This window comes from Bdellovibrionales bacterium (genome assembly GCA_016716765.1).
GTDB lineage: Bacteria > Bdellovibrionota > Bdellovibrionia > Bdellovibrionales > UBA1609 > JADJVA01.
This window is the reverse complement of the sequence record JADJVA010000004.1, coordinates 142,788-156,806: the sequence shown is the minus strand read 5'-3', so window position 1 is coordinate 156,806 and position 14,019 is coordinate 142,788. Positions and strand designations below refer to the sequence as shown.

The 14,019-nt window shown below is 46.0% G+C and carries 14 protein-coding genes; 7 read left to right on the top strand and 7 right to left on the bottom strand.

Going from position 1 to position 14,019, the window contains the following annotated elements; genetic code table 11:
• Positions 1 to 267: 267 nt before the first annotated feature.
• From IPL83_01890 to IPL83_01875, 4 genes are all read left to right on the top strand, one after another.
• Positions 268 to 750, top strand: coding sequence for a CreA family protein (locus IPL83_01890; GenBank protein ID MBK9037904.1), 483 nt, complete (start codon positions 268 to 270; stop codon positions 748 to 750).
• A gap of 380 nt (positions 751 to 1,130) precedes the next feature.
• Positions 1,131 to 1,607, top strand: coding sequence for a hypothetical protein (locus tag IPL83_01885; GenBank protein ID MBK9037903.1), 477 nt, complete (start codon positions 1,131 to 1,133; stop codon positions 1,605 to 1,607).
• A gap of 291 nt (positions 1,608 to 1,898) precedes the next feature.
• Positions 1,899 to 3,374, top strand: coding sequence for a hypothetical protein (locus tag IPL83_01880; protein MBK9037902.1), 1,476 nt, complete (start codon positions 1,899 to 1,901; stop codon positions 3,372 to 3,374).
• Positions 3,375 to 3,413: 39 nt separating this feature from the next.
• Complete coding sequence (locus IPL83_01875) at positions 3,414 to 4,520, top strand: hypothetical protein (protein MBK9037901.1); 1,107 nt, start codon at positions 3,414 to 3,416, stop codon at positions 4,518 to 4,520.
• A 58-nt stretch (positions 4,521 to 4,578) separates the two neighbouring features.
• On the opposite strand, the gene IPL83_01870 is transcribed toward IPL83_01875, so the two are convergent.
• From IPL83_01870 to IPL83_01840, 7 genes are all read right to left on the bottom strand, one after another.
• The gene (locus IPL83_01870) at positions 4,579 to 5,508 is read right to left on the bottom strand and encodes a hypothetical protein (GenBank protein MBK9037900.1); all 930 of its coding nucleotides are present in this window, start codon (positions 5,506 to 5,508) and stop codon (positions 4,579 to 4,581) included.
• A gap of 114 nt (positions 5,509 to 5,622) precedes the next feature.
• Positions 5,623 to 7,044 (bottom strand): UDP-N-acetylmuramate:L-alanyl-gamma-D-glutamyl-meso-diaminopimelate ligase, encoded by a 1,422-nt coding sequence (gene mpl / locus IPL83_01865; GenBank protein MBK9037899.1) that lies wholly within the window; start codon positions 7,042 to 7,044, stop codon positions 5,623 to 5,625.
• On the bottom strand, positions 7,041 to 7,457 hold the full coding sequence (locus IPL83_01860; GenBank protein MBK9037898.1) for a serine hydrolase: 417 nt from the start codon (positions 7,455 to 7,457) through the stop codon (positions 7,041 to 7,043). The genes mpl and IPL83_01860 overlap by 4 nt, the downstream gene beginning before the upstream one ends.
• Positions 7,376 to 8,110 carry a serine hydrolase gene (locus IPL83_01855; GenBank protein ID MBK9037897.1) on the bottom strand — a complete coding sequence of 245 codons (735 nt, stop codon included), beginning with the start codon at positions 8,108 to 8,110 and terminating at the stop codon, positions 7,376 to 7,378. The genes IPL83_01860 and IPL83_01855 overlap by 82 nt, the downstream gene beginning before the upstream one ends.
• Complete coding sequence (locus tag IPL83_01850; protein ID MBK9037896.1) at positions 8,107 to 9,144, bottom strand: LD-carboxypeptidase; 1,038 nt, start codon at positions 9,142 to 9,144, stop codon at positions 8,107 to 8,109. The genes IPL83_01855 and IPL83_01850 overlap by 4 nt, the downstream gene beginning before the upstream one ends.
• Before the next feature lie 27 nt (positions 9,145 to 9,171).
• Positions 9,172 to 9,597, bottom strand: a complete 426-nt coding sequence (locus IPL83_01845) for a hypothetical protein (protein MBK9037895.1) — start codon at positions 9,595 to 9,597, stop codon at positions 9,172 to 9,174.
• A 116-nt stretch (positions 9,598 to 9,713) separates the two neighbouring features.
• Positions 9,714 to 11,183, bottom strand: a complete 1,470-nt coding sequence (locus IPL83_01840) for an AGE family epimerase/isomerase (GenBank protein MBK9037894.1) — start codon at positions 11,181 to 11,183, stop codon at positions 9,714 to 9,716.
• Positions 11,184 to 11,479: 296 nt separating this feature from the next.
• On the opposite strand from IPL83_01840, the gene IPL83_01835 reads away from it, so the two are divergent.
• From IPL83_01835 to IPL83_01825, 3 genes are all read left to right on the top strand, one after another.
• Positions 11,480 to 11,842 (top strand): hypothetical protein, encoded by a 363-nt coding sequence (locus IPL83_01835; protein MBK9037893.1) that lies wholly within the window; start codon positions 11,480 to 11,482, stop codon positions 11,840 to 11,842.
• 135 nt (positions 11,843 to 11,977) lie between these two features.
• Positions 11,978 to 12,586 (top strand): hypothetical protein, encoded by a 609-nt coding sequence (locus tag IPL83_01830; GenBank protein ID MBK9037892.1) that lies wholly within the window; start codon positions 11,978 to 11,980, stop codon positions 12,584 to 12,586.
• Entirely contained in the window at positions 12,583 to 13,623 is a 1,041-nt protein-coding gene (locus IPL83_01825) for a nucleotidyl transferase AbiEii/AbiGii toxin family protein (GenBank protein ID MBK9037891.1), read from the top strand. The genes IPL83_01830 and IPL83_01825 overlap by 4 nt, the downstream gene beginning before the upstream one ends.
• Positions 13,624 to 14,019 lie beyond the last annotated feature (396 nt).

Below are 14,019 nucleotides of genomic sequence, written 5' to 3'. Positions count from 1 at the left end.
TGATAACAAAAAATCTAGCTCCATAATTTCTGCCTATCGACCCGCGAATCGGAGACAAACTTCTACAAGGTTCTTAGGAGAATTCAATGGTAATAATTATACCTGTATCCTTGCTGCTAACGACACTCATAGCATTTAGGCTTTCGGCTTTTGCTGAACCAACTGTTAGGATACTCCACAATAAAGTGATAGCTAGATAGAGGTCTCTCTCAAGAGGGGATTCCCTGTGAATTTTCAAAACAATAAACATCAGGAATGAGGAAAATTATGAAAAAGTGTATTTTTGCTCTTATGGTTGCAGTGGCCAGCGGATCTGTTCTTGCAGAGGAGGTCGGCGCATTTAGAATGGGCTCCAGGGGCTGGAACGTCCTAAGTAGCAATCGACTGAAGGTATTGGCATTTCAAGATCCAATTGTATCTGGAGCGACCTGCTTTATTTCAACTGTGGAAGCAACTGGTCTGACTTTTTCAAGTGACCCATCAGATTCAAGTATTGCATGCCGACAAACGGGTCCAATATCTGAAAGTGACTTGAGGAAAATTGAAAAGAGCACTGAAGGAGAAGATATTTTCTCTGTCGACAAGGGTGGCTTTAATAAGAAATTTTTTAACCTCTTTAAGGAACTAAATGTCAGAAGAATCTATGATAGAAAAAACAATACTTTATTATATGTCACCTACACGACTAAGCTCATCGAAGGACATATAAAAAATTCGCTGAGCGCGATTACTCTCTACAATAACAAATAGAACCCAAAAAAATTGAGGTGATACAATTGGGCGGCACTTCTTTTCTATTGTTGGCTGATCTGAAGTAATCATCTTTGAGTCGTATAATAATTTGAGTGGGCCTTCTGGCTTTGAATAGGCGAATTTGTAAAATATTTATTTTTGGTAAAGTTTTGAGTGATCTTTTCCTTTTTACCATCTAAATCTCATCTCTTGTGCAACATCAGCTCTTCCTAAATGGCACGCCAATTGCTCTGGGGTAACCTTCAACTATGGTTATTTTTGTATCTCATATTTCGTTCATTTCCAGACTGAAAACATTTTCGAGATTCATCAATAGTGCACTAAACCGAACTCCCGAAATACTATCGATTGCAATCATATGCTGGACCGGACCAGGATTGAGTGAAACTGTCAGCTGCCATAAGGCAATTCTTGCCAGGGATTTCTACAACAAACCACCCGTCCGAATTCGATTTGTTTGCTCCGATGGGATGTGTATTTCGCCGCGATGGGAGCTCGTGGTCCGGAGACTCCTTGCAAGACGTCGTGTCGATAACGTGGAGGTGAGCCACATCAGCATGAAGAGTTCAACTCCCGAGCAAATTCTGAGCGGCCAGGACGTGGTGATTTTGTTGATCCGTCCAAAGGATCCCTATCTAGACGACTTCCTGGAATATTACGCCTGGGCCAGCGACGCATCTGAAGGTCGTAGCATCAAGGTTCTCAAATTGACAGAAGGATCACCTGAACTAGAGGATGTTCGTAAAATTATTGATGATGGTATTGGCGACATTTACACGGCTTTCTATTTGTACCTCGCTGTGCATGTCTTGCCACACCGATTGCACCATTCCTCCCCGGTCCGAATTCAATAGAAAAATGGCCCTCGGCCATATTCATATCAAAATGAGACGAAAAGCGCTAGAATTTTAACTTTTTGTCGATTTTCTATCAATCAGATTTCTACAATTTAGAATTAGCGGTACTATTATTAGGACGTGGCTTAGCTCTGCTGTGGGTGCGTAAAATTCGGACATGAAGTTGATAGACCGTTCTTCTGCGTAAGTCCTAAAAAATTGGATTTAATAATACAAATTGGCTCATACCGATTTCCGAATGCGCATGATCGGGATGTTGGCCAAAAAAAGGGATGGCAGGTCAGGACGATGAGAATTTTAAAATCAAGAAATAATAGAAGTCACTATAGAAGTCGTTTGGGAAGGCAATTGCTTGCAGTTTTTTTTACACTTGGATTGGCTGGCTCACCTTTTTATCAAAATAATGCAATTGCAGACATAAGTCCTGGCTGCCAAAAAGAATATGAGGAACTTGGAAAAGTGTGTATCACAGCAATGGCAACAAATGATGTGGCTGGACAAGTAAGCGTGGCGAGCGCAACTAGTTCGGGAGGATGCCCCGCAGGACAGAGCCTTCAATACCCCTCAAATGGCCACCAAGAGGGCAGTCTCGCATGTCGACCGGGCCTGAACCTCGCTGCCGAACAGGCTCAGAAAACAGCCTTGATCGGTCAAGAAAAAAATGCCAACGTGTCGGCTTCTTGCGCTAAGACACTTAAAGAATGCGAACAGATCTGTACACAGGCAATACAGAGACACAACAAAAGCGCGAGCGTAGCCGCCTCCACCCAAAACGAGGCCGAAGCCAAGCGCCAAGAAGGCTTAGCTGCTACTGCCAAGGCAAATGCAGAACGTTGCCAAACACAAATGGGTACTGTCGTAGCTGAAACTGGTATAAGCGCCACCACACTTGGCCTTGCAGCGGCCGCTGCAGGTGGGATTTTTCTTCTTACCAAAAGTGGGAATAGTGACAGCGGTTCCTCCAGCGGTGAACCCACCACTCCTGGCGATCCTACGTCGGTGGATCCGATTGGCACCGACCCGGACTCGGGATTTCAGACTTATGATGATATGGTTGAGTATTGGACCACCAACCATTGTGTGGCCGTTCTATCAGCCAGGATTAGTGCTTCTGAGGATATAAAGTCTAAATGCTCAATGATCTCTAAGGATCCAAGCTTTAGCTCCTCATTGGCTTCTCTGGGCACTTGCTCTGATGTGGACAATTATGGCCGCCCTGATTGTTTTGATAGACTTAACAATTATTGCCTCCAAGTCGCAGAAGGAAGTCGCTCTGGTGATCCAACATGTGCTGGCTTTTGTGTTTCAAAGCCTGAAGCTGACTCCTGCAAATACCTTGTGGGATACGTGACCCCAGGTGGAGTCCCAACAATTCAACCGATAGATCAAAATGCAACAACAGATCAGACATCTTCATCTGGATCACCGTTTAACACAGGAACACCAGGTACCTCATATTACCCGCGCGTTCAGCAGACACCCAGCGGCACTCCAGGTTACGTCTCATCATCAGCGCGCGGCACACCAGGCTACATCTCCGCAACACAAACTCAATCTGGACCTTCAATGAGTCCCAGAATTGCAGTCCCTACTTCGGGAACAAGAACATTGGCTTCTGCCGGACAGCCAGATTGCTCGTCATCACAAATGACGAACAAACCTGAGTGTGAGGCGCCGATGACCAAATACTGTTCTCAATATGGCTCTCAGGGCAAAGGCTGCGCAGAGTTCTGTAAAACACATAAGGGAGTATGCAAAAAATAAGAAGGGCAGTTTGAAAACGAAGAGGGGGAATACAAGAAAATGGAGAATCGTCTCTGTGTTTTCAGATTTGCTTCATTTTTGAGGCTTCACCTGCTTGTCGTGTTCGCGCTCCCATTGTTGGCCCACGCGCAAGGCGCAAGCGATCCGGGTTGCGAGAGCACTTACCAGAAGATGACGACTGCTTGCTTAGCAACTAAAAGCGCGCAAGAGAGTGCTGCTACCTCTGTCATCACGACCATGGGATTCCAGCAAAGCACTGCGATCAACCCAAACGCAATTATTCAGCAAGGTGCCAGTCAGACTGGTCAGGCGGCAAGCGCCGCCATCGGATCAGCTTGCGAATCCGCGCGTGAGGTTTGCGTGAAATTTTGTGGAGAGCAAATTAAATTCCATAAAGCTGAAGCCGATCGATATTTGAAAATGACTCCGTCTTTCCCACAGGCCGCAAAAGCCCAAATGGATTATGCTTACATCGCGAACGGCCACATGGCCTCTTGCAATACAAACCTTGGTACCATTGCAAGCACGTCGAATACTTTAGCTTGGACATTGGGAGGCGCTGCTGTTTTGGCCGGTGCAGTGGCGCTCGCAACCAAGAGCGGAGGGGGCGAAGGTGGCGGCAGCGGTGGCGGCGAAGAGCACACCGATTCCTCTGAGTCTCAAGCCATGGGCACAGATCCCATCACAAACACAGGCACAAGCACAGGAAATGGAACGGGCACGCCAGGGAGTCCGAACACAGTGTCCCTCCTAAATAAATTGGGAGATTGTGCAGATTCGACAAACTTCTCAAAACCCGCTTGCTTTGATCCAATCAATGATTATTGTCTGGAGATTGTTCCCGGCAACCGCTTGAGTGATTCGATTTGCTCAGGGTTCTGCAAACAAATCCCGCATGCAGATGCTTGCCACGTCACTCTTAACTACAATCACCAGGTCAACCAAGTGGCTATGAGCCCAAATCTTGGGTCTCAAAATCAGACAAGGACAGCCTTTAGAACCCAAGCTCTCGACTGTTCAGACTCCCAGATGGTAAATACTTCTGCCTGCCTTGCGCCAATGACAAAATATTGTACCCAGTACGGCACACAGGGCAAAGGCTGCACAGAATTCTGCAAAACACATAAGAACATCTGCAAATCATAAACAGGCACTGGAACAAGAACAAAAAATGAGAATGAGAATCAGATTGAGTACAGAGTTCTTATTTTGGTTTGTAGGTGCTTTTCACGGGCGAGGCCGCAGCAGCAGTATCCAACCAGGTCCAAACAGTATCGGAAGACACTTGAGCGCTCAAGCCGAGAAAGGAATGCCCGACACCAGAGGGGTAAACTTCTTTGATCGTATGACCCGCAGTTTTCCAATCTTTGGCAACGTCAAGAATCGCATCAAAACTGAAATCAGCAGTCCCTGTTAGAAAAAAAGAAGGCACAAGACGAGGGAGACCGGAACGGTGACCGATAGCGCCCGCATAAAGAGCCACGGATTTCACCTGCTCAGAAGATACGAGTCCAACATACCCCGCAAACACCGCCCCTTCCGACATCCCAATAAAATGAATCCGCTCCGTATCGATATTGTATTTGGTACCCATCGAATAATAGATGCATTCAATGATATCAGAGATTTCTTTTTTCGTTGCTGGCTCATCCAACTGATTACTTCCCATGAGGTGAAGAAAACTTTCCCGATCATTATTTGCATCTGCTGGGGTCATTAAAATAAGATTTTTATTTTCAGCTGTCTGATGCCATCCACCGGCCTTAATAGTCGCATCAAAGTTCTGATAGTCATCACCGAGGCCATATGTTGCAACCACAATAGGGCTCGCATTCGCCGGCGAATAAGACTGAGGGACAAGCAACCTAAAGGACCTTCCACTTTGACAAGTTTGATTTGTATTTCCTTTTTGACCACCAGATCCCCTCGTGTGAAAGCGCTCTGGATCCTCCGCTGGAGGTGGAGGAATTGTCGGTGGCGGATCATTGTCGTCAGGAACATTATTATTGCTATTGTTCGCTGATTGCCCAGAAGAAAGTGCCCGGTAGTCAGCTTTCCCGCAGCTAGAAGAAACAGAAAGCGCAAAGAGAAAACCGCAAATTATGCTAATATCTTTTGCACTTGTCGTTTTCATAAAGTTATCTCAGTCCTATTGGGCTTTATCTCGATTAAATCGCGTACGGACCCCTTTCCCATTTACGAAGCAAACGGCAAGCCAGTCAGTTGGACGTCGTCTCGTGTCGTTGTCTCATGTCGTTGTCTCATTTTGAGGCGACAGGGCTTGAATGAGTTTTGAATAGATACCATCAAAGCCCCCATTGGACATCAGCAGAACAACGTCACCGGATCGACATTCATTCTTTAGTAGCTCTATAATATGAGAAACACCCTGCCCTTCGTAGGCAACACCTCCCGCCGCTTTAAGCTCACCCACAAGTTCTTCCGTTGAGAATCTATCTTCTTCTTGAATTTTGCTTTGGTCATAGGGTTTGGCAACAATTGCAATATCTGCTCCTAAGAGAGCTTTCACGTAATCTTTCTGAAAAACTTTTCTCCGACTTGTCGCCGATCGGGGTTCAAAAACTCCGAAGAGCCGTCGTTGAGGAAAACGCTCACGCATTGTCCTGAGAGTCAGACTGACAGCCGTTGGATGATGAGCAAAATCCTCGATGAGCGTGATGCCATTTGGCTCACCGATCAACTCTTGTCGCCTCTTCACCCCTTGAAAACTTGCCATACCGCCGAGTATCTTGTCGAGGGGCCACTTCAGCTCTCGCGCAAGGGCAAAGGCCGCCAGAGAGTTGAGAGTATTGTGAGGACCAAATTGTTTGATTGCGAGTTCGACAAAACGCTGTCCCTTGTGATCCACAGTAAATTGGTTTCGTCCCAATTCGACTCGACGATCCAAGACATGATAGTCGCCACTCTCCAATCCATAGGTAACGACTTTGCATCTACAAGCCTGTGCTAATTCCATGGCGTGAGGGTCCTCGCCATTCACGACAAGAAGTCCATCGGCAGGTATCCTATCAATCAGAAGCGCGAAGGCATTTTTAACTGCATTCAGGTCCTGATAAATATCGGCATGATCAAATTCCACACTCGTCAGAATGGCATAGCGAGGACGATAATGAACAAATTTTGGAACCTTATCAAAGAAAGCTGTATCGTACTCATCTCCTTCAATCACAAACCAATTGGACAAAGGAACTCGAAAAGACTTCGAAAAATTAATGGGGATCCCCCCAATCAAAAATCCTGGCTTTAAGCCACAGGCCTCAGCGAGAACTGCGACCAGTGCTGTCGTGGTCGTTTTCCCGTGAGTTCCTGCCACGACGATTGAATTTCGGTCCGCAATCGCATAATCCCCAAGGGCCTTGGGCAGGCTCGTATAAGGAATATCGCTTGCTAAAAGTGCCTGCGCCTCTTCATTCGTTCGAGAAATCACATTTCCGACAATCACGAGATCAGGGCGATCTCTTAAGTTTTCCTTCTTGTAGCCCTCCATCACAGGAATACCCAGTTCGGCCAACTGAGTAGACATGGGGGGATAGACGTTCAAATCACTTCCCGTGATTTTGTAGCCGAGCTCCTTCAAAAGCCCTGCGAGACTGGCCATTGCAGTGCCGCCAATTCCCATCAAATGAATATGTGAGCCCTTAGGTATCATGAGATTTCCTCCAATGATTCGACAACCCAATCGTGAAGCTGTGGACGCAGACCAACAAAACGAGAATTTTCCCGAGTGGGATGAACGCGATTGGAGAGAATCACCACCAAAAGATCGCGCCTCGGATCAAACCACAACGAGGTACCCGTAAAACCGGTATGCCCAAAACTCTGGGACGAAAAGTATTTTCCGCAGCTGGCTTTGCCCTTGCTCGGCAACATAAATCCCATGGCCCAGTCGCCCTTGCTTTTGGGAATCGCTCGACGGGCGAATCTCCTGAGAGTTTTCTGAGAAATCAATTTCGAACCTTTCGTATCTAAAAACGATTTTCTCAGGAGCAAGCCCCATTGAGAAACATCCTCAATGGTCCCAAATAGTCCCGCGTGAGGGGCGACGCCCCCAATGACCAACAATTTTCATCGTGCACTTCGCCCTGTAGGGTTTTTCCTCTCCAGGAACATTTCTCCGTTGGCGCATAGAATTTTCGAAGATATTTTGGCTCATTTCCCTTGTTAAAATGAAGACTCAAACGAGGTATTTTCAAAGTTTTTTTGAAGTCATCCCAAATGGCTTCAAGAGGTAAACCGAGCTGATTTTCGATCATCATGCCCAACATCAGGAAATCAAGGTCTGAATAAACGGCCTGAGCCTTGGGGTCTGTTTTCACTTTCCGCAAATGGGCTTCCAACTGCCGCCAACGATAAACAGGTCCAATTGGTCCATTTAATTTTGAGTAAAATGGAGCCCACCATGGCAAGCCTCCAGAATGACTCAGAACATCTTTGACCGTGACGGTCTCAGATGGAAACCAAGGGAGATAGTCGGTCATCGGCCTCGAAGGCTTGAGCTTGCCCTGTTCAACGAGCCTCATTGTGACGGATACGGTAAAAAGGATTTTCGTCAACGAAGCCAAATCATAAAATCGATAGACCTTCCCAAGTCTTAGTTCTCCCTTCAGCTTGCCTCGCTCATAGGCTCGAATCCTAAGCCCAGGAGTGATCGAGTTCAAGGTACCTTCGGTGCCTACTTCAATCTTTTCTTTAAGTATTGATTCAAATCGATTCATCCCTGACTTCCCACTTTAACTGTCAATTCAGGACGCTTGCCCTTCTTGAGAACGGCCATGGGACCGAAAGGAACAGGTCTCTGCGATTGACCATGGCCCGCTGGAAAGTGATCGAAGACGGGAAAAGGCGCCTCATCTGCAAAACGCCTCAAAACATCAGGCCAAACATATCGTCCGTTTGGTTGAGCCCCACCAACGAACTCACCAAAAATCAGCGCTTTTAATCCCTTGAACCCCCCACTCTGCTCGAGCTGAACAAGCATGCGATCAACCTTGCGACCCTGCTCGCCAATGTCCTCAAAAAACAGAATTTTGCCCTGGGGCTTGCCCGCCCACGCCGTTCCAATGGCTGAAGTCCAAGTGGTCAGATTTCCTCCTGTGAGGCGGCCACGGACAATTCCACTTGCTTGAGCTTTTTGATTTAGGGGTCTCAACTCAGTGAACTGCAAAAAATCTCTCTCGCCAAATAGGCACTGCTTTAGTTCCTTCTTATCTTTGCTGCGCCCCGCGCCGGCTCCAAATCGATCGAGCAAAGGCCCATGTATTGTGTTCCACCCCCACTGCTGATTCAAAAAAAGATGGACTGTCGTCACATCGCTGTATCCGATCAGAACTTTGTTGCTGGCTGGCGGTTTGAGTCGCTGCAAGTAGGGAAGCAATCGATTGGCACCATACCCTCCGCGAAGGCACCAGATGGCCTTCGAGTCTTTGGCAAAGAGGGCCTTGCGCAGCAGTTGAAATCTCTTTTCATCCGAATTCGAACACAAAATATCAGGACCTAATAAATCAACCGGGACACGAGGATTTAGTCCCCAGGCACGCAAAAATTTAACAGCGCCTCTGATTTCTTTTGGCGTCGGCCCGAATCCAGGAGCCACCAAATCAATGATGTCATCGGGCTTAATTTTCGGCCAGGTTACATTTTTAAACCTTGGCTTGGCAGCTGCTTTTGCCCCGGTTGTTGTTTTATCCCCGGTTGTTGCTTTAGCCCCAGAGGTTGTTTTTTCTCTTGTTCCTCTCGATTTCCCATTCATCAAATCATCCCCCGATAAGACAAAAAACTAAACCTGCCACTTCTCAATCTCGATTCCGACAATACTAAAGAGTTTTAATGATTCCTGAGAACGGTAGTCTTTCGCAAAGTATATTTTTTTAAGCCCACCCATGTTAATCAAGCGTTTCGCACAAGCCACGCAGGGCAAATGAGTCACAAAAGCCACCTTCTCAATGAAGCGTGGAGAATCACAGTTAATGACCGCGTTTTCCTCTGAATGCAGGCAGCCACAATTGCCCGCCTCATCACGATCACATCCATTTTCAAGACCCGTAGCGTTTCCATTGTAGCCAACGGCTAGAACTTTTCGAAAGTCCGTGCTCGTGATGACAGTGCCCACATGAAGTCGCCGACAGGTCGAACGCTCCGCGAGCTTATGGGCCAAATCCATGTAGAGTTGCTGAAAAGAGGGTCGAATTCTTTCTGTTTCCATATGGATCTAGAATTAACAAGACAGAGCAAGGGGGGCAAGTCGGCTCGAACAGATACGAGACTTGGCTCTCTGCGCAATCTTCTTTGATGTCAGCCTCTTGGCGCTGACTCTTCACCTCAATGCCCAATCATTGTCAGATACTGGGCCTTGACCAGCTTTGAGTATTCAGACATGAATCGAGAAAGCTCCACACTGTGGCCACTCGCCTTTTCCCTTTGACCCTTAGGCTCACCGGCGACGGGAAGACCTTCTCGACTAAGAACTGAGAACTCTCCCCCATTTTTATCATCCACAAAATGATCAAAATAGAACCTCACAATCTTATCGAGCTGAATCAACGCAAGACTGGCGAGCTCCTCGCTGCCCTCTTCTGAGAAAAGGCCCACAGAGATCGCTTTTGCCAAAGCCAGCATGGCCTTCGTTTGCTGCCACCACACTTTATTTTGATGCCACATTGGAGAATCCGTTTCCCGAATAAAAGTATCAAAAACCCCTCCCCGTTCGCGATCAAGGGAATTTGAATTCAGCATCGAAACCAAAATCACGCGAGCTGCGGCCAAGTATTTGGCCTTCTTTTCTGCGGAAATGTACTTTAAGTCGGTCGCTCCTCTCATCAAGAGCCAGGCCGCTTCATAATTATGACCTGTCCTCCCAACACTCACATCCCTTGAGCTGCTATCTCCGCCGTCTTTCGTCTTCTTTACTTTCTGAACTTGCCAATCCCTCCAGGCAGGCCTCCAATCGGAGGTGAAATTCTCAATTATCCATCCCGTTTCGGTGTCAATAAAGTGATCTGCGACAATGTCCAAAAGCTCTTCCATGATCGCGATATAATGCCTTTGGCGAGGCGTATTCAACTGAGCCAAATCAATTAAAAAAGATGTCGCGACGGTCACAGTTGATCCATAACTCTTGTTCGAGACTTCCCTTCCAGGCAAGAGAGGTCTTCCTGTCATCAGGTCAAAATCATCAAAAAATCCCAGATTTTGGTCGTCATGAAATCTCCTGTAAAAGGAATCAAACAAGACATCAATTTGCCTCAAGATGGTGGGATTCCTCGTCTTAGAGTAAAGAGCCACCAGTCCGAAAAATCCTTCGGCCTGTTCGCTGGCTGAGAGCGATCTCTGCTTGTTAAGGTCATAGCCATTGTGATCGACCGCAACTTTGAAGTAAGGTCCTAGGTCATTCGCAACGATCATTTTTTGGAGAACAAATTTGGCCTGCCTACGTGCCATTTCAGTCTCTCTCCTCTGTTGATTCCAATTGACCCCGTAAGCCAAACCATAGAGCATTTGACTTGAAGCAATCAAATATCTGGTATTGCTCATTCGAGATCCGTCCATTTCAATTTCGGATGCAAAAGACCCCAGCTCCTTGTCCCAGGAGTAACGAATAAAAAAATCATTTGAGTGCTGAGAAGTTTTTCTCCATAAACCGGAATTGGTCCAATCCAATTGAGAATTATTTCGATGAAATTCCCCACCGCTGTTGAGGAGATGAAAAAAGGGCAGATCTCTTGCCTCTGACTTCAGGACAGAAAGCATTCCAAAAAGTACGAGGCCCAATTTCAATTTGATCCCACTCAAAATCACACCCCCTGTTTTACAGATCAAGGATAGAACACAAAAATCAAAATTATCATAATGGATTATTTTAAGACGAAAACTTTATTGGTTAGCGAAACTTCGCTTCGTATAATTATTTTCAACAGTCTCGCAACCAGATAGCTAAAGAAATCTCAGTTTCGATTACATGGAGTGCGATCGGCGATTCGATTTGAGAAGAGGGCGTCTTAGAAAAGATCTTTAGAATTTTTAATTTCATCCGTTAAGCGCTGATATCTTATCATGTCGTTCTTCGGATTCCTGCTCAGACTGCTGAAGTGGATCTGGCCGGTACGGATTTTGTTTTAGTGGACAATGATGATTTGATTCGTGAGACATGGAGACTGAGGGCTGAGGCGCGTGGGCTTGCGGTAAAGGCCTTTTCTTCCATAGGCGACCTATTGGCCTTCAGTGACGCTATTCCTAAAGATATTCCGAACTTCTTAGATTCGCATTTGGGTGAAAATGCGCGCAGACAAGATGCCGCTCCTCAATTGCGAAAGCCTGGATTCACGCAAGTCTACGTCACCACCAACTACGTCGATCTTCACGGCGCAAAACTGCCACATATGGCTGCACGCCTCAAGACTTTGATCTGTTCAACCCTCAGCTTAATCAGCGGATGGGGGGAGTATCCATAGACCATTGCAATTACTTGTAATTACCGAAATTGTACTAACGAAAACACTACTATTTTTGTTAGTGCCTCAGATTGGGACGTGGTTGATTTACTAACAAAAATATGGTACTTTTTGTTAGTAAATGGAGACTAAAAAATGAAGCAAACAGTTGAAAACTCTATAAAAAGTAAGATATATGGCCATGGAAGGGGTTGGGCATTTACTCCCAAGCATTTTTCTGGACTAGGAAGCCCAGAGGCTATCCGCTTCGTTCTTTTCAACTTAGAGAAACAAAGCCTCATTCGTCGCGTGTTTCGGGGCGTGTACGATTACCCCAAGCAACATCGCCTGCTGGGTGTTCTTTCGCCCGATGTTGATGCCGTGGTGAAGGCATTATCTGAAAAAAATGGTTTCAAAGTTCAACCGACAGGAGCCTACGCGGCCAATGCGATTGGTTTATCAGAACAAGTTCCTGGGCAAGCCGTCTTCTTGACCGATGGACCGTCGAAAAAGTTCAAGCTCGGCAAGCTCCAAGTCACCCTGAAGCATACATCACTCAAAAATATGTTTGCTGCGGGATCACGCGAGGCCTTGGCCATCCAGGCACTCAAATTCATGCAACAAAAAAATGTTGATGAGTACATGCTTGGAAAAATTAAAAAACTTCTCAAGAGTTCAAAGCGAGTGGAATTTGAGCGGAATCTCAAGTATGCACCGGAGTGGATTCGCGTGATGTTGTTTCAGCTCATGGAGAATGAGCTATGAATAAAATTCAGCAATTATCGGCGGATGATCGCAAAGCCTTTTTCGACGAAGCCGTTCAAAAACTTGGTATCGTGTTTCCCATCATTGAAAAAGATTTTTGGGTTGTCTGGACCCTTGAAAGACTGTTTTCACTCAAAGAATTGAAAGATCACCTGACCTTCAAGGGTGGAACATCTTTGTCAAAAGTTTATAGATTGATCGAACGCTTTTCCGAAGACATCGATGTATCAATTGAAAAGGATTTCTTGGGGTTTAGTTCACCAGATAAAGATCCTGAGAGGGCAGGATCAGGCAAGAAACAACGAGCGGCTCTTGAGAGTCTATCGAAGGCTTGCTCTGATTACGTTCAAAATGAAATGGCGACGGCTTTAAAGAAAAGTATCACTCAGGGGTTGGGCACCGCAGAGGGCTGGCAGCTCAGCCCAGACGAAAAAGATCCGCAAGCACTTATATTCGAATATCCGAATATCACACCCAGGGGCCAATACATTCACCAGGCTGTAAAAATTGAAATGGGCGCCAGGTCTGAGCATTGGCCCGTCAGTGAACACTCGATCCAAAGTTTCGTGAAACAGGCCTTGTCCGATAAAGTAACTGAATCAGAATATAAAATCCGCGTCCTAAATGCCGAGAGGACTTTTTGGGAAAAGGCGACTCTTCTACACCAATACGCCAATCTACCAGATGCCAAGCCGTTACCTCCCCGCATTTCTCGTCATCTTTATGACTTCTATCAACTTCTTAATTCACCGATTTGTGAAAAGGCACTTCGTGACCTCACTCTTTTAGAGCGAGTGGCTAAACACAAAAATGTTTATTTTGCATCAGCTTGGGCGAACTACAAAACGGCACGCAAAGGTACATTAAAACTCTCTCCCCCGGGGCGGGTGGTCGAAGAACTTGAGAGAGACTATGAATCTATGGCGACTATGTTTTACGGTGAAAAACCCCGCCCACAATGGGACGTGATTTTGAACGCCATAGCTGAGTTCGAGCGGGACTTCAATCAACCCTTACAAACGCTGACGCTTCTATGATTGTTTCGGACACACAAAACCTCTCCTGGAATAAAATTGGTGCAACAGCTGTTTTGGTCCTTCGCCAAATCTCCATCACAAGCTCGGCGCGGAATGGAATGGATTGGACACATAAATCAAAATTATCATAATGGATTATTTTAAAACGAAAACTTTATTGGTTAGCGAAACTTCGCTTCGTATAATTATTTTCAACAGTCTCGCAACCAGATAGCTAAAGAAATCTCAGTTTCGATTACATGGAGTGCGATCGGCGATTCGATTTGAGAAGAGGGCGTCTTAAAAAAGATCTTTAGAATTTTTAATTTCATCCGTAAGACGTCGATATCTTATCATAGAGAAATAGTTTTTCAGAGAATTGAACCAAAGCCAATGGTTCCTAGAAGGGAATATAAA

Coding starts and splice junctions, on each gene's coding strand:
- IPL83_01875 (MBK9037901.1), top strand. CDS start 3,414: ATGGAGAATCGTCTCTGTGTTTTCAGATTTGCTTCATTTTTGAGGCTT.
- IPL83_01880 (MBK9037902.1), top strand. CDS start 1,899: ATGAGAATTTTAAAATCAAGAAATAATAGAAGTCACTATAGAAGTCGT.
- IPL83_01890 (MBK9037904.1), top strand. CDS start 268: ATGAAAAAGTGTATTTTTGCTCTTATGGTTGCAGTGGCCAGCGGATCT.
- IPL83_01870 (MBK9037900.1), bottom strand. CDS start 5,508: ATGAAAACGACAAGTGCAAAAGATATTAGCATAATTTGCGGTTTTCTC.
- IPL83_01855 (MBK9037897.1), bottom strand. CDS start 8,110: ATGAATCGATTTGAATCAATACTTAAAGAAAAGATTGAAGTAGGCACC.
- IPL83_01845 (MBK9037895.1), bottom strand. CDS start 9,597: ATGGAAACAGAAAGAATTCGACCCTCTTTTCAGCAACTCTACATGGAT.
- IPL83_01830 (MBK9037892.1), top strand. CDS start 11,978: ATGAAGCAAACAGTTGAAAACTCTATAAAAAGTAAGATATATGGCCAT.
- mpl (MBK9037899.1), bottom strand. CDS start 7,044: ATGATACCTAAGGGCTCACATATTCATTTGATGGGAATTGGCGGCACT.
- IPL83_01850 (MBK9037896.1), bottom strand. CDS start 9,144: ATGAATGGGAAATCGAGAGGAACAAGAGAAAAAACAACCTCTGGGGCT.
- IPL83_01825 (MBK9037891.1), top strand. CDS start 12,583: ATGAATAAAATTCAGCAATTATCGGCGGATGATCGCAAAGCCTTTTTC.